This window comes from Pantoea sp. UBA7232 (genome assembly GCF_002473195.1).
Taxonomy (GTDB): Bacteria; Pseudomonadota; Gammaproteobacteria; order Enterobacterales; family Enterobacteriaceae; genus Pantoea; species Pantoea eucrina.
The window spans coordinates 39842-56863 of sequence record NZ_DKTK01000017.1 but is presented as its reverse complement, the minus strand read 5'-3'; the positions used below and the strand labels follow the sequence as shown (position 1 = coordinate 56863).

Here is a 17022-nt window from a genome sequence, read left to right as displayed (position 1 = left end):
GGCCTGGAGCCTCAACACCAGCGCGCTGGCTGAGGGGGCGCACACCCTGACGGTGACCGCCACCGATGTAGCGGGCAACGTCAGCGAGGTGGCGTCGACGGTCAGCTTTACGGTCGATACCAGCACGCCAGCCGCGGTGCTGAGCTTTGAGATCTACAACAACGCCAACATCACGCCGGTGCTGGTGGCGAACAACGGCTTCGCCAGTGACAGCACGCCGGTGCTGCGCGGAACCGGCGTCGCCGGCACGGTGGTGAATATCATTCAGGATGGAGCCATCGTTGGCACCACAACCGTGGGTGAGAATGGCGTCTGGCGTTATGAATCCGCAGCGCTGGACGATGCAACCTATGCCTTCAGCGTCTCGGTCAGCAACGCGGCGGGCACCGCCGGCCCGGTTACCGGCCCGATTACCATCACTATTGATACGGTGGCACCGGACGCTATCCCGGATCTGGTCGTTACCGACAGCGTCGGCGGCGCTGAAGGTCCGCTGACGTCAGGCGCGATCACTGATGATAATCTTCCGGCCTTCAGCGGCACGGCGGAGGCGGGCAGCACGATAACGGTCTATGACGACAACGTGCTGCTGGGAACGGCTACCGCTGACGAAAACGGCAGCTGGAGCTTTACGCCAGACGCCGCGCTGTCAAACCGCGTGCATAGCTTTACGTTTACCGTGACCGATGCGGCGGGTAACGTCAGCCCGGCTACTGACGTCTTTACGCTGACCGTTGAAGCCAATCTGCCACCGGTCGACAGCACGCTGCAGATCACCGATAACAGCGGCAGCACGCCAGTAACGGTAACAGAGGGGACCGCTATCCGCGACAACACGCCGGTCCTGCAGGGAACGGGGCCGGCAAATGGCACCGTGTCTATTCTGGATAATGGTGTGCCGATTGGCAGCGCTAACATTAACGCTGACGGACAGTGGAACTTCACGCCAACGCTGGGGCAGGGACCGCACGCAATTTCCGTCATCAGCACGGATGAAACCGGCAATCCTGGCGCTCCGTCAGAGGCGATTAATTTCATTGTCGATACCGTTATACCTGACGTCGTCACCGATCTCGCGGCGGCGAATAACAACGGCGCTACGCCGGTGCCGGTAACGGATAACAGCGTGACTAACGACAGTACACCACAGCTCAGCGGCACGGCGGAAGCGGGCGGGCTGGTGACCATCTACGATGGCAATACGGTAATCGCTTCGGTCACCGCTGACGGCGACGGCGCATGGAGCACTACGCTGCCGCTGCTGAGCCAGGGCGCGCACGCGCTCAGCGTGACGGTGACCGATGCGGTGGGCAACGTCAGCGATCGCTCCGGCACACTGAATATCACGGTTGATACGGTAGCTCCTGTGGCCGGCACGGTGAACGTCACTGCGGGTGATTCGGCTACGCCGCTCACCAGCGGAGCAACCATCAATGACAGTACGCCAGCGCTGAGCGGCACCACGGAGGCAAACGCCACGGTCAGCGTGTATGACGGCACCACGCTGCTCGGTACCGCTATCGCCAGCGGCGCAGGTGCCTGGAGCTTTACCCCTGCCGCGCTGGGCGAGGGCAGTCACGCCCTGAGCGTGCGCGTCACCGATGTGGCCGGTAATACCGGTATCGCTTCTGCCGTCACCACGGTGGTGGTGGATACCGTGGCGCCAGCGGCTATCTCCGGCCTGACGGCGGTCAATAACAACGGCAGCACGCCGCTGACTATCGCGGCTGGCAGCACCACCAGCGACAACACGCCGCAGCTGAGCGGCACCGCTGAGGCGGGCAGCATCGTTACCGTGCGGGACGGCACCACCGTGCTCGGCTCGGTAACCGCCGGCACCAACGGCGCGTGGAGCTTTACCACCGCCGCGCTGGCGGATGGTCCGCACACGCTGAGCGTGAGTGCCGCCGACGCGGCGGGCAACGTCAGCCCGGTGAGCGATATCAGCTTTACCGTGCTGACCGCAGCGGTTGCCCCGGTCACGGCACTGACGGTAACGGATAACGCCGGCGCGATTCAGGGGCCGCTGACCAGCGGTACGCCGACGGACGATACCACGCCAACGCTCTCCGGCAGCGCCGCGGCAAACAGCGTGGTGGTGATCAGTGAAGGCACTACGGTGCTGGGATCGGTGGTGGCAAACGGCGACGGAGCCTGGAGCTTCACCCCTGCCGCGCTGAGCGAAGGTACGCATCCGCTCAGCGTCACGGTACGCGACGCGGCGGGCAGCAGCAGCGAACCGGTGAACTTTACTGTAGTAGTGGATACCACTGCGCCAGCCACCTCAACGCTGGTGGTCACCAACGATGTGACCAGCGCAACCATCCCGGCGGGCGGCTACAGCAGCGATGCGACGCCGACCTTAAGCGGCGTGGCGGAAGCGAACGCCATTGTCACGGTACGCGACGGTAACGCGGTGCTGGGCTCGGTGACCGCTGATGCGGATGGACGCTGGAGCTATATCAGCACTACGCTGAACCAGGGACTGCATACCCTGAGCGTCACCGCCACCGATGTGGCGGGCAACGTCAGCGGCGCGACCAGCACCACGCTGATCGTGGATAGCGTGGCGCCAGTCGCCGTGAGCGGCCTGAACGCGGCTAACAACAACGGCAGCGCGCTGGTGGCAATTGCCGCCGGCGGCACCACCAGCGATGCCACGCCGCTGCTCAGGGGCACGGCAGAGGCGGGCAGCGTGGTGACGATCCGCGACGGCGACACCGTTCTCGGATCGGTAACGGTGGGCAGCGGCGGCGCGTGGAGTTTTGTCACGCCGGCGCTGGCAGAGGGGGCACACACCTTTAACGTTACCGCCAGCGATGCGGCCGGTAACGTCAGCCCGAATGCGACGCTGACGCTGACGGTCGATACCACTCCGCCAGCCGCAGTAAGCAATCTGGTGGTCACCGATGACGCCGCGCCGAACACCGGTCCTCTGACTAACGGCGACGTGACCAACGACACCACGCCGGTGCTGAGCGGTACGGCAGAGGCGGGGGGCGTGGTCACCGTCTATGACGGCACTGCAGTACTGGGTTCCGCTGTGGCCGACGGCAGCGGCGCGTGGAGCTTTACGTCGCCCGCGCTGAATAATGGTCCGCATGCGCTGAGCGTCACGGTGCGTGATGCGGCAGGCAACGTCAGCGCGGCGTCGCCCACGGTCGCAATCACCGTGGACACCGTAGCGCCGGCTGCGCCAACGCTGGTCGTGACTAACGACGTGGCGAACACCACGGTGGCGAACGGCGCAGCAAGCGGCGACAGCACGCCAACCCTGAGCGGCAGCGCCGAGGCCAATAGCCTGGTGATTATCCGCGACGGCACCACGCTACTCGGTTCAGTCACCGCCAGCGGTACCGGCAGCTGGAGCTTTACCCCTGCTACAGCGCTCGCTGAGGGATCGCATACCTTCAGCATCACCGCCACCGATGCGGCAGGCAACGTCAGCAGCAGCGTCAGCTCAACGGCGATCATTGATACCGTTGCGCCAGGTGCGGTTACCGGTCTGGCTGCCGCCAACAACAACGGCAGTACGGCGATCGCGATTCCCAATAATAGCGTGACCAGTGACAGCACGCCGCTGCTGACCGGATCCGGTGAGGCGGGCGCACGCGTAACTATCCTTGACGGCAATGTTGCGCTGGGCACGGCGATTGTCAGCAGTAACGGCAGCTGGAGCTTTGTCAGCCCGGTGCTGAGTGAAGGCAGTCACACCCTGAACGTGACCCAGACCGATGCCGCCGGAAACGTCAGTCCGCCAGCCAGCATCACGCTGACGGTGGATACGGTGGCGCCGGCAGCGGTCAGTAACCTGACGATCACGGACGATGTGGCGCCGGTGACCGGACCGCTGGCAAATGGCGCGGTCACCAATGACGCGACGCCAACGCTGAGCGGGACGGCGGAGGCGAGCGCGGTCGTCACGGTGTATGACGGCAGCACGGTGCTGGGATCGGTGGTGGCAGGCAGCGACGGCGCATGGAGCTTTACGCCAGCTGCGCTGAGCAACGGCGTGCATTCGCTGAGCACGACGGTACGTGACGCCGCGGGCAACGTCAGCCCGGCGACGCCGGCGGTGTCGATTACCGTTGATACCGTGGCCCCCGCTGCGCCAACGCTGGTGGTCACCAACGACATTAACAACACCACGGTGGTAAATGGCGGCGCGACGCGCGACAGCACGCCAACCCTGAGCGGCACGGCCGAGGCAAACAGTCTGGTGATTGTGCGCGACGGCACCACTGTCCTGGGGTCGGTGACCGCCAGCAGCAGCGGCAGCTGGAGCTTCACGCCGGGAACAGCCCTCTCCGAGGGATCGCACACCTTCAGCATCACCGCCACTGATGCCGCGGGTAACGTCAGCAGCAGCATCAGTTCGACGGCGATTATCGACACCACGGTGCCGGTTGCCGTAACCGGCCTGACCCTGGCTAATAACAATGGCAGTACGGCGATCGCTATCCCCAACAATGGCGTGACCAATGACAGCACGCCGCTGCTGAGCGGATCGGGCGAGGCGGGTGCACGCGTCAGCGTTTACGACGGCACTACGCTACTGGGAACTGCGACCGTCGGCGGCAGCGGCAGCTGGAGCTTCATCACGCCAGCGCTGGGTAATGGCCCCCATACGCTCAACGTGACGCAGACCGACGCGGCGGGTAACGTCAGCCCGCAGGCTTCGGTCACGCTGCGGGTTGACACCGTAGCGCCGGTGGCCAGCACGCTCACCATTACGGATGATGCGGGCAGCGCGCCGGTAACGCTGACCAGCGGTGCCTTTACGCGCGATACCACGCCGACGCTGAGCGGTACGGCAGAAGCGGGCGCGCTGGTGACCATTTTTGACGGCACGACCGCACTGGGTTCCGTCACGGTAGGTACGGGCGGCAGCTGGAGCTTTACCACCGCGGCGCTGAGCAACGGGGCGCATACCCTGAGCACCACGGTGACTGACCCGGCAGGTAACGTCAGCAGCACCAACGTAGCGACCACCATCACCGTTGACACGGTTCCACCGGCGGCGGTATCCGGATTGCTGATCAACAGCGCCGGCACCAGCGTCACCGGCAGCGGCGAGGTCGGCGCAACGGTGACGGTCCGCGACGCCAGCGGCGTCACGCTCGGCACCACCACGGTGGGCAGCGGCGGCAGCTGGTCAGTGGCGCTGAGCACTGCGCAGACTACCGGTGCCACACTCTCGGTGACGCAGAGTGACAGAGCGGGCAACGTTTCGCCATCGGCGTCGCTGCTGGGAGCCATCCGCGTTGTGGCGACCAACGATGTTAACGAGGTTGATTACGGCACCACGCAGGCCACCATCAATAACGGCACCGTGAACTCTTCGCACACGGCGCTGCTTACCCTGGGGGTCGGCTCGCTACTGGGCGCCAGCGTGCTCAATAACGGTAACGCCTATATCTTCAATGTGGGTCAGGACGATTTCCGCACGGTAACGCTCTACGGCTCAGTAAACAGTATCGGCGTGGCGGCTAACTACTCGCTAAACCTCTACACGCAGCTGAGTAACGGCTCCTGGCAGCTGGTGAGTTCGCAGAGCAACTACATCAGCTCTCTGCTCTCAATCGGAACGATTCGCGGCGGTAACGTCACCTACAGCAATCTGAGTACCGGTAACTACGCGGTAGTGGTCGGCGCGAATACCAACCTCAGCGTACTGCCCACCACTACCGTGAGCACGGTGTCAGACTTCACCACGCTGGCGGTGACCACGGCGGCCACCGTCACCGGTAATCTGCTGGCGAACGACACCAGTTCGATAGCCGGTACGGTACCGGCCGGTGTGGCGGTTACAACGGCGGGCGGCGCAACGGTTGCTGGCACGGGTAATACGGTGATCAACAGCAGCTACGGTACGCTGACCCTGGATGCGCGAGGCAACTATACCTATGCGCTGAAAGCGGGACTGAATATCGACACGCTGCCGGCGACGGATACCTTTACCTATTCAGTGCGGGACGCCAGCGGCACGGTAACCTCCGCCACGCTGACGGTAACGCTGCATAACGGCCCGGCGGCCACGCTGTTTGCCGCCACCAGTCTGCTGGCGGAAAGCAGCAGCGCTGAGCATGACGCGAGCGGCAGCATCTGGGCTGACAGCGCCGGCACGCACAGCGGAACCTTAACCATCACTAATGCTCTGGGGGCGGAAACCACGGTGGGAGCGGCCGGTATGACGCAGGTAGCCGGTGAGTTCGGCGTGCTGCAGGTCAGCGCCAGCGGAAGCTACACCTACTCACTCAATGCGGATGTTAACGTCCAGAACATTACGCATAAGGAGGTATTCAGTTACACCCTGGCGGGCCGGGACGGCACCCTGACCAGCCACAGCTTCACCATTGAGCTGCACCCGACCATTAACGGAACCGGCGGTAACGATACGCTGACCAGCAGCGCCTACGATGACACCATCACCGCTGGCGCCGGCGCAGATACGCTGGTTTACCATCTGCTGGATCGCGCTGACGCCACCGGCGGCAACGGCCACGACACCTGGACCGACTTTAACGTCGCCCAGGGAGACAAGATTGATATCAGTGAACTGCTGATCGGCTGGAATGATTCCACAAGTAATATTAATGATTTCGTGAAAGTGGACCATACTTCTGATGGCAGCACCGTGCTTTCAATCGATCGTGACGGTAGCGGGACGGGCTACAGCACTACGCAGCTGATCACGCTGGAAGGCGTTAACGTGTCACTGGAGGAGCTGCTGCAGCAACCGCACCAAAACCACACGGCATAGTGGTGTGTGACGCAGGGAAGCATCACGGGCACAGGAGGTGCCCTTTCTCTATTCTGACTGGTGGATAATCGATGGATCTGATGCAATCCGGCGCACCTTTTCGCCGTTCCTCTCTGCCCGCCGCAGTAAGCGCGGGCTTTCTGTTGTTTTACAGTGCGCATCTTAGTGCCGCCAGTGAGACGCTGATACGCGCTGGATCTATTACGCAAAGCGAGCTGGTTCAGCAGCAGGAGCTGCCGTCGCTCGCCGGTGAAGTCGCCGAACCGGCGCTAAGCCGCGTGCCGGACACCCTGACAATTGAGCAGGCGGTGCAGCGTGCGGTGCAGTGGCATCCTGATATCGCGCAGGCGATCGGCACCATGCTGGAGCAGGCGAATCAGGTCGATGTGGCAAAAGCAAAATATTATCCGCAAATCAGTGCGGGCATGAACAATGGCTATAGCAACAGTTACAGCGGCAGCGGCTTCAGCCCCTCATTTGTGCTGTCGGTGTCGCAGATGCTTTATGACTTTGGCAAAGTCAGCAGTTCGGTGCGCTCTGCCGAGGCGGGCGTGGCGCAGGAGCAGGCAAACGTGCTGGTGAGTATCGATAGCGTGGCGCACGATACCGCAGCGGCACTGGTTCAGGTGCAGGGCTATCAGCAGCTGGTAAAGATTGCCCGCGATCAGCTCAGCGCCCTGAGCCGGATTGGCGTACTGGCGCGGCAGCGTAATGAGGAGGGCGCCGCCTCGCTCTCCGACGCGACCCAGACCGATGCGCGTATTGAAGGCGCGCGCACCACCCTGACGCAGTATCAGGCGAGCCTTAACCGCTGGCGCGCAACCTTAGCCACCTATCTGGGCTGGCCGCTGGTAAAGCAGGTCAGCGACCAGTTTCCCGCAACGCTGACCCGCGGCTGCGCCAGTGGCAAAGCGGATGACAAAACCAACCCGGCGGTACTGGCCGCGTGGGCGCAGGCTAATCAGGCGCAGGCCAAACTTGATAATGCCAGTGCGCAGAACCTGCCGACTATCTCGCTGGAACCGCAGGTTACCCACTATCTCAACGATCGCTACGCCGGCAGTCAGTCGCTGGACCGCACGCAGTACTCTGCCTTTGTCAAAGTCGAGATGCCGCTTTATCAGGGCGGCGGGATCACCGCCGCGCGCGACGCTGCCGCCAGCGCGCTGCAGGCGGCAAACGCAGCGGTAAATTCCGCACGGCTAAAGGCGCGCCAGCAGCTGAGCGAGTCGCAGAATGAGGCGCTCAGCCTGTCGCAGAGTCTGGCGGTCATGGGGCGCCAGCAGGCGCTGGGCGAGAAAACCCGCCAGCTCTATCAGGATCAGTATCTGCAGCTTGGCACGCGCCCGCTGCTGGACGTACTCAATGCCGAACAGGAGGTGTGGCAGACCCGCTTTACGCTACAGCAGACCGTAAGTCAGCTGCGATCGCTGCAGCTCGACTGTCTCTACAGCACCGGACAGATCCGTTCAGCCTTTACGCTCAATAACCAGCGCATCCAGACCGTGGAGATCCAGCCATGACCCAATTACACATTCCGGACGCGCCTGAGGGCCAGTCCGCCAGCGGCGGCGGCGAGCTGCCGCTTAACGGCTGGGCCACGGCTATTATTCAGATCGCGACCCACTACCGGCTGCCCTGTTCGCCGGGCATGATCATGGCGGCAGCAGAGTGGCAGGGCAAACAGACGCGCGATAAAGCGCTGCGCCATCTGGCACGTCAGGCGGGGCTGTCGCTGCAGCTGTTTGCCGAGGAGAGCCAGGAGATCACGCGCTGGCGCCTGCCGCTGGCGGTAGAGCTGGATGATGGCCAGGTCGGCGTGGTGACGGCGTTTGATGGTGATGACCGCGTTCGGGTGCACTTTTCCGGCGATGAACAGCCGACGCCGGTGATGCTCACCGATCTGCTGCCCGCCCTCCGCGTGGTGGCCGCGCTGCGACCGGTGGCGGCGGCGAAAGATAGCCGGGTCGATCGCTATCTCGCCACCGTTCGCCCCGACTGGCTGCGGCGGCTGGTGCTGCACGATCTGCGTCCCTACGGCTATGTGATGCTGGCGTCCTTCTTGATCAATCTGCTGGCGCTGGTAGGAATTGTGTTTTCGATGCAGGTCTATGACCGGGTGATCCCGGCGCAATCTTATCCCACGCTCTATGTCCTCTATGCTGGCGTGATCATTTCGGTGGTATTTACCTATATTCTGCGCGTGGGCCGCGATCACGTCACCGATCTGCTGGGCAAGCGCGCTGATATGCGCGTCTCCGATCGGGTGTTTGGTCATGCGCTGCGGCTGCGCAACAGCGTGGTGCCGGGCCTGCTCAGCCAGAAAAAACTGGCGAAGCTGGCGCAGCAGGCGCTGAAAGAGTCCACGCTGCGTAACGCAGTGCTGGTGGAGAGCGTACAGGGGCTGGAGGATATCAAGCTGATGCAGGCGGAAGATCGCTTTCTGCAGCAGTGGAACAGCTATATCCGTATCACCGCGCAGTCGGGCGTGGCGATGCGTAAGGTGATGCACTCGCTCATTAGCTGGGGCGTAACGGTGCAGGGGCTGGTTTACGCCAGCGTCATTGTGGTGGGCGCGCCGATGGTGATCAACGGCGATATCACCACCGGGGCGATTGTCGCGGCGTCGCTGCTCTCCTCGCGCATGATTGCGCCGATGGCAACGCTGTGCGGCGTACTGGCGCGCTGGCAGCAGGTCAGGGCGGCGAAAACCAGCCTCGACGGCCTGATGAATCTGCCGGTAGAGAACAGCAGCGATGAGACGCGTATTCACTGTCCGGTGCTGTTTGGCCACTATCAGTTCACCGACGCCATGTTTCGCTACTACAGCGACTCGCTGACCATGGCGCTGCGCATCAAATCCCTGACCATTCAGCCTGGGGAGCGTATTGCGGTGCTGGGCCGCAACGGCTCCGGTAAATCCACGCTGCTGCAGGCGATGGCGGGCGGCATGGATCTGGTGAGCGGTGAGCTGCGGCTTGATAACCTCAGCCTGCCGCACATTGACGTGGCCGACGTGCGGCGCAACGTCGGGCTGCTGACGCAAAACGCGCGTCTGTTTCACGGTACGCTGCGTGAAAACCTGACGCTCGGCGCGGCGCACGCTACCGACGACGCCATCTTCTCTGCGCTGACGGTGAGCGGCGGAGCGGAATTTATTCGCCGCCTGCCGCTGGGGCTGGATCACCCGATCATGGAGGGGGGCACCGGCCTCTCCGGCGGGCAGCGGCAGTCGCTGCTGCTGGCGCGCATGCTGCTGCGCGATCCTAATATCGTGCTGCTGGATGAACCCACCGCCGCGCTCGACGACCATACGGAGAAAGAGTTTATTGAGCGCCTCGGCGCATGGCTGAACGGCCGCACGCTGATCGTGGCGACGCATCGCGCCGCGATTCTGTCGCTGGTGGATCGGATACTGGTGCTGAAAGAGGGGCAGCTGGTTATGGACAGTCCGAAAGAGAAAGCGCTGCCGCCAGCGCGCAGCGGCGGAAATCTGCCGGAGGTGAACGCATGAAGCAGCTGCCGGCAAAACTGCGGCTGGTCACGGCTGCTGAAACAGACGCGTCAGACGATCTGCTGGGCGAACTGAAATCGGAAACGCACTACAGCGGGGCGGTGCGGCTGATTGTTATCAGCGCCGCGCTGATGCTGGTCGCGCTGATCTGGGCGTGGTTTGGCGTGCTGGATGAAGTCTCAACCGGGACCGGCAAGGTGATCCCCAGCTCGCGCGAGCAGGTGCTGCAGTCGCTGGAGGGCGGTATTCTGACGGAGCTGTACGTGCATGAGGGCGATCAGGTGCAGGCGGGTGAGGTGGTGGCGCGTCTCGATCCGACCCGTTCCCAGTCAAGCGTGGGTGAGAGCGCGGCACGCTATCGCGCCGCGCTGGCGGCGGCGTCACGCCTGCGGGCAGAGGTTAACGACACCCGGCTGACCTTTCCGGATGAGCTCAGCGGCTGGCCCGATCTGATCGCGGCAGAAACCCGTCTCTATAATACTAAACGGGCACAGCTCAACGACGCGACGAAGCAGTTTAACGCGTCGCTGGCGCTGGCTAACCGCGAGCTGGCGATTACGCAGCGGCTGGCAAAGAGCGGGGCTGCCAGCAATGTGGAGGTGCTGCGCCTGCAGCGTGAAAAATCCGATCTGGAGCTGAAGCTGACCGATATGCGTTCGCAATATTATGTCCAGGCGCGTGAAGAGCTGGCCAAAGCGAGCGCGGAAGCGGACAGCCTCGCTGAAGTGATTAAAGGACGCGAAGATACGGTGACGCGACTGACGATCCGCGCCCCGATGCGCGGCATCGTTAAAAATATTAAAGTCTCCACGGTCGGTGGCGTGGTGCCGCCTAACGGCGAGCTGATGAACATTGTCCCGCTCAACGACCGGCTGCTGGTGGAGGCGCGCCTGTCGCCGCGCGATATCGCCTTTATTCATCCGGGGCAGCGCGCGGTGGTGAAGATCTCCGCCTACGATTACGCCATCTATGGCGGCCTCAACGGCGCAGTGGAGAGCATCTCACCTGACACTATCCAGGATGAGGTGAAACCAGAGATCTACTACTATCGGGTGTTTATCCGCACCGATAACGACTATGTGCAGAACAAAGCGGGCCGGCGCTTTTCTATCACGCCCGGCATGGTCTCCACGGTGGATATCAAAACCGGAGAGAAAACCGTGATGGATTATCTGGTCAAGCCGTTTAATAAAGCTGAAGAGGCGATGCGCGAGCGCTAAGCGGATGAGGATTGCAGGGGAGTATATTCCCGGCGATAATCACGCCATCAATCCCTTCCTCGTCGGGCTTAACGACGCGGAAGGGATTTTTTTATACCTGACCCGTAATCAGGCCGGTGCTGCCTGACGTAAAGAGGATGAATTATGTACAACACCCTGGGCAATCAGTATGACAACTCCCTGGTTTCCAACGCCTTTGGCTTCATGCGTTTTCCGCTCAACTTCCAGCCGTATGACAGCGATGCTGAGTGGGTGATCACCGGTGTGCCGTTTGACGCCGCTACGTCGGGCCGTCCGGGCAGCCGTCTGGGGCCGGGCGCGATTCGTCAGATCTCCACTAATCTGGCGTGGGAAGGGTGCCGCTGGCCGTGGGAGTTTGATCTGCGTCAGCGCCTGAATGTCGTGGACTGCGGTGACCTGGTTTACGCATTTGGTGACTCACAGGATCTCTCAGACAAACTGCAGGCGCATGCGGAAAAACTGCTGGCCAGCGGCAAGCGCATGCTGACCTTTGGCGGTGACCACTACATTACGCTGCCGCTACTGCGCGCTCACGCGAAGCATTTCGGCAAAATGGCGCTGGTGCATTTTGATGCGCATACCGACACCTACTCTAACGGCCCGACGTTTGACCACGGCACCATGTTTTTCACTGCGCCAAAAGAGGGGCTGATCGATCCGCAGCACTCGGTACAGATCGGTATTCGTACTGAATATGATAAGAGTCTGGGCTTTAACGTGCTGGACGCGGCGCAGGTTAACGATCGCAGCGTGGATGATATTCTGGCGGAGGTGAAGCGCACCGTGGGCGACCTGCCGGTCTACCTGACGTTTGATATCGACTGCCTCGATCCGGCGCACGCGCCAGGCACCGGCACGCCGGTGATTGGCGGCCTGAGCAGCGACAAAGCGACCAAACTGGTGCGCGGTCTGCAGGGAATGAATATTGTCGGCATGGATCTGGTTGAGGTGGCGCCGGGTTACGATCACGCCGATCTGACCGCGCTGGCAGCGGCTACGCTGGCGCTGGATATGCTGCACGTGCAGGCAGCGAACAAAGGCTGATAGCAGCAGCCCTTCTCCCGCCGGGAGAAGGGCTGCATCAGGCGCTTATTTACCGTCTGCGGCGATACGATCGCGGATATGCTGCGCGCGCGCTTCTGAATCAGGATGGGAGTCAAACATTGAACTCTGATGCCCCTGATCCATCTTCGCCAGCTTCTCAAAGCTGGTGGCTAAACCGAGCGGGTTAATGCCGCGCTTTTTCAGCAGATCATATGAGTAGTCATCTGCCTGCGACTCCTGAGTCTGCGAGAACTGCGCGTTAACCAGCTTCTCGCCGATATCGCCCAGCTGCGACTGCGACAGCGAACCAATAATACCGCCGACCGAGGCGGCAGCCCCGCGTGCGGCTTCGGTGGCAAAGGCAACCTGCATCGCTTTACGCGTGTGGCCCAGCGCGACGTGACCCATCTCATGGCCCAGCACGCCTTCCACTTCATTATCGGTCATCATATCCATCAGGCCGCTGTAAACGCGGATGCAGCCGTTAGCCATCGCCCAGGCGTTGACATCTTTGGTGACGTACACCTTGTAGTTCGCCGGCGTGCCGTTGATATTGTCGCCCAGCGCGGCAGCGATCTTATTCAGACGCTGCTGATAGCTGCTGTTTGCCGCCGCGACCTGATTCTCTTTATCCATTTGTGCACAGGACTGGTCACTCAGCTGTTTTACCTGCGCATCGCTGAGCGAATAGGCCTGATAGGCCTGCGCGCCCGACTGCAGCAGCGCGTTGTTATCAAACCCCTGACAGCCGCTCAGTAGCGCTGCCATTCCGATTGCCGTAACCGTAGCCCGGATTTTCATATCATCATCCTTTAAGTAACTCGTCGTAAAAACAGACACCTGAAAGCAGGCCAGATGTATAAACCCGATGTTTATAGCGCGCCCGTTTCACGGTTGCTAGCAGACGCGGCTTAAAATGCAATCGCAGCCATGATAATTAGCAAGCGGATGCATGTACTTTTGTGGCGATTTTCATGTACATTGATGGGCGACTTCTTTCACGCTTCGCCTTATAACTGATTAATTACAATACGTTAAGCGCGGCGGAGCCTTAATCCGATCTGGAGTAGAACATGCCCTCTCGTAAAGAGCTTGCCAACGCCATTCGTGCGTTAAGTATGGACGCAGTACAGAAAGCTAAATCGGGACACCCGGGTGCCCCGATGGGCATGGCGGATATCGCTGAAGTGCTGTGGCGCGACTTCCTGAACCACAACCCGGTTAACCCGCAGTGGGCTGACCGCGACCGCTTCGTGCTCTCGAACGGGCATGGCTCTATGCTGATCTACAGCCTGCTGCACCTTGCCGGCTACGATCTGCCAATGAGCGAGCTGCAGAACTTCCGCCAGCTGCACTCTAAAACCCCAGGTCACCCGGAATATGGCTACACGCCAGGCGTGGAAACCACAACCGGCCCGCTGGGTCAGGGCATCGCCAACGCCGTGGGCTTTGCGATCGCCGAGCGCACGCTGGCTGCACAGTTCAACCGTCCGGGTCATGATATCGTAGACCACCATACCTATGTTTTCATGGGCGACGGCTGCATGATGGAAGGGATTTCGCACGAAGTCTGCTCTATCGCCGGTACGCTGAAGCTGGGCAAACTGGTCGCGTTCTATGACGACAACGGTATCTCCATTGATGGTCACGTTGATGGCTGGTTCTCCGACGACACCGCAGCACGTTTCGAAGCCTACGGCTGGCATGTTGTGCGCGGCGTGGATGGTCACGACGCGGATGCGATCAAACAGGCTGTGGAAGAGGCGAAGCGCGTCTCTGACAAGCCGTCACTGCTGATGTGTAAAACCGTTATCGGTTTCGGTTCACCTAACAAAGCGGGCACGCACGATTCACACGGCGCGCCGCTGGGCGACGATGAAATTGCGCTGACGCGCAAGCAGCTGGGCTGGAGCCATGCGCCGTTTGAGATCCCGGCCGATATCTATGCGCAGTGGGATGCCAGAGAGGCGGGCCAGGCGAAAGAGTCAGCGTGGAATGAGAAGTTTGCAGCCTATGCGGCAGCTTTCCCGGCGCTGGCTGAAGAGTTTACACGTCGCGTTAACAATGAGCTGCCGGCTAACTGGCAGGCGGAGTCGCAGCAGTTTATTGAGCAGCTGCAGGCGAACCCGGCTAAAATCGCCAGCCGTAAAGCCTCGCAGAATGCGATTGAAGCTTTTGGCAAGCTGCTGCCGGAGTTCCTCGGTGGTTCTGCCGATCTGGCACCCAGCAATCTGACTATGTGGTCCGGTTCTAAACCGATCAATGAAGACGCAGCGGGTAACTATATCCATTACGGCGTGCGCGAGTTTGGTATGACCGCGATTGCCAACGGCCTTGCGCTGCACGGCGGTTTCCTGCCTTATACCGCGACCTTCCTGATGTTTGTTGAGTATGCCCGCAACGCAGCGCGTATGGCGGCGCTGATGAAGATCCGTCAGATCATGGTTTATACCCACGACTCTATCGGTCTGGGTGAAGATGGCCCGACGCACCAGCCGGTTGAGCAGATGGCCAGCCTGCGTACGACGCCAAACATGAGCCTGTGGCGTCCCTGTGACCAGGTTGAGTCTGCTGTCGCGTGGAAATATGCCATTGAGCGCGTCGATGGCCCGTCAGCGCTGATCTTCTCCCGCCAGAACCTGGCGCAGCAGGATCGTACCGCTGAGCAGCTGGCAAATGTAGTACGCGGTGGCTATGTGCTGAAAGATTGCAACGGCACGCCGGAACTGATCCTGATCGCTACCGGCTCTGAAGTTGAGCTGGCGGTAGCTGCCGCTGACAAACTCAGCAGCGAAGGCCGCAATGTGCGCGTGGTCTCCATGCCATCAACGGATGTGTTTGATAAGCAGGATGCCGCCTACCGTGAAGCGGTGCTGCCGAAAGCGGTTGGCGCACGCGTTGCCATTGAAGCGGGTATTGCCGATTACTGGTTTAAATATACCGGCCTGCACGGTGCGATCGTGGGTATGACCTCATTTGGTGAATCTGCACCGGCAGAGCTGCTGTTTAAAGAGTTCGGCTTTACCGTTGAGAATGTGGTTAATACCGCAAAATCTATTCTGTAATCCGGAGTCGCCTTAAAGGGCGGGTTACCAGATCAGATATTGTGAACCACAGGGTGCGCATTGATGCGCGCCCTGTTTTATTTTCTTCGCCTTCTCCACCTGAAACGTTTCAATTATTCCTGCAGTAATCGATTAATCGCTGCATTTTTGTGACGCAGATCCAATAATCATCACCATCCTTGATCGCAATCATTCCGGTTATTCCTCGCATGCTTTATTCTGGCTGAACCGTTTCAGTTAGCAGGATATCTCTCAGCAATGCTCCAGGCGCTGCGTAAGAATTCCCTGTACAAAATGGCATGAAACGCTCAAGGTATCTGGCACATTTCAGAGGTGCAGTTGCAGGAAAAGCGATGACCATTCGTATTGCTATCAATGGCTTTGGTCGTATCGGGCGCAATGTGTTGCGTGCGCTCTATGAAACGGGACGCCGGGCGGAAATTACGGTTGTGGCGATTAACGAGCTGGCAGACGCCGCCGGTATGGCGCATCTGCTGAAGTACGATACCAGCCACGGTCGCTTCGCCTTCGACGTGCGGCAGGAGCGCGATCTGCTGTGGGTAGGGGAAGACACCATCCGCATCCTGCATCAGGCTGAGATCGGCACACTGCCGTGGCAGCAGCTGGACGTTGATGTGGTGCTGGATTGCACCGGCGTTTACGGCAGCCGCGCCGACGGAGAGGCGCATCTGCAGGCGGGCGCCAGAAAAGTCCTGTTTTCGCATCCGGGCGGCAACGATCTGGATGCAACCGTGGTGTTCGGCGTAAACGAACAGGCTCTTAAACAAACTGACCGCATTGTGTCTAACGCATCCTGTACCACCAACTGCATTATTCCGGTGATCAAGCTGCTGGATGATGCCTTCGGGATCGAGTCCGGCACCGTGACCACGATCCACTCAGCGATGCACGATCAGCAGGTGATCGACGCCTATCACAGCGATCTGCGCCGCACCCGTGCAGCGAGCCAGTCGATCATTCCGGTCGATACGCGGCTGGCTGCCGGCATCACCCGCATTTTTCCGAAATTCAACGATCGCTTCGAAGCGATAGCGGTGCGCGTACCCACTATCAACGTGACGGCGATTGATCTGAGCGTCTCGGTACGGGCGGCGGTAAAGGCGTGTGAGGTCAATGCGCTGCTGCAAAACGCATCAGCAGGGGCATTTCGTGGTATAGTTGACTATACGGAATTACCGTTAGTCTCAGTAGATTTTAACCACGATCCGCACAGTGCCATCGTTGATGGTACGCAGACGCGGGTCAGCGGTCATCACCTGATCAAGACGCTGGTCTGGTGTGACAACGAATGGGGCTTTGCTAACCGGATGATCGATACTACGTTAGCAATGGCCGCAAGCGGTTTCAGGTAAGACGCGGATGGCGTCTGGCAAA

At 60.9% G+C, this 17022-nt stretch carries 8 protein-coding genes and 1 pseudogene; 8 read left to right on the top strand and 1 reads right to left on the bottom strand.

All coding sequences use genetic code 11. From position 1 onward, the window contains the following. Window positions 1-10: 10 nt before the first annotated feature. From B4056_RS14320 to speB, 6 genes and pseudogenes are all read left to right on the top strand, one after another. Window positions 11-109: pseudogene (locus B4056_RS14320) on the top strand (Ig-like domain-containing protein); the annotation flags it as partial. Beyond that, window positions 89-6763 carry an Ig-like domain-containing protein gene (locus B4056_RS14315; protein WP_288655105.1) on the top strand — a complete coding sequence of 2225 codons (6675 nt, stop codon included), beginning with the start codon at window positions 89-91 and terminating at the stop codon, window positions 6761-6763. The pseudogene B4056_RS14320 and the gene B4056_RS14315, both read left to right, overlap by 21 nt. A 71-nt stretch (window positions 6764-6834) precedes the next feature. Beyond that, window positions 6835-8286, top strand: coding sequence for a TolC family outer membrane protein (locus tag B4056_RS14310; RefSeq protein ID WP_288655093.1), 1452 nt, complete (start codon window positions 6835-6837; stop codon window positions 8284-8286). Next, window positions 8283-10277 carry an ATP-binding cassette domain-containing protein gene (locus tag B4056_RS14305; RefSeq protein WP_288655092.1) on the top strand — a complete coding sequence of 665 codons (1995 nt, stop codon included), beginning with the start codon at window positions 8283-8285 and terminating at the stop codon, window positions 10275-10277. The genes B4056_RS14310 and B4056_RS14305 overlap by 4 nt, the downstream gene beginning before the upstream one ends. Window positions 10278-10300: 23 nt before the next feature. Then, entirely contained in the window at window positions 10301-11497 is a 1197-nt protein-coding gene (locus tag B4056_RS14300; RefSeq protein WP_370513594.1) for an HlyD family type I secretion periplasmic adaptor subunit, read from the top strand. A gap of 144 nt (window positions 11498-11641) precedes the next feature. Next, on the top strand, window positions 11642-12562 hold the full coding sequence (gene speB, locus B4056_RS14295; protein ID WP_094111525.1) for an agmatinase: 921 nt from the start codon (window positions 11642-11644) through the stop codon (window positions 12560-12562). A 45-nt stretch (window positions 12563-12607) separates the two neighbouring features. On the opposite strand, the gene B4056_RS14290 is transcribed toward speB, so the two are convergent. Then, window positions 12608-13363 carry a M48 family metallopeptidase gene (locus B4056_RS14290; RefSeq protein WP_094111524.1) on the bottom strand — a complete coding sequence of 252 codons (756 nt, stop codon included), beginning with the start codon at window positions 13361-13363 and terminating at the stop codon, window positions 12608-12610. Window positions 13364-13635: 272 nt separating this feature from the next. Between B4056_RS14290 and tkt the strand changes: the two genes are divergently transcribed. Both tkt and epd read left to right on the top strand, forming a co-directional pair. After that, window positions 13636-15627 (top strand): transketolase, encoded by a 1992-nt coding sequence (tkt, locus tag B4056_RS14285; protein ID WP_113655690.1) that lies wholly within the window; start codon window positions 13636-13638, stop codon window positions 15625-15627. A gap of 353 nt (window positions 15628-15980) precedes the next feature. Further along, complete coding sequence (epd, locus tag B4056_RS14280; protein ID WP_039380059.1) at window positions 15981-17000, top strand: erythrose-4-phosphate dehydrogenase; 1020 nt, start codon at window positions 15981-15983, stop codon at window positions 16998-17000. Window positions 17001-17022: the final 22 nt, after the last annotated feature.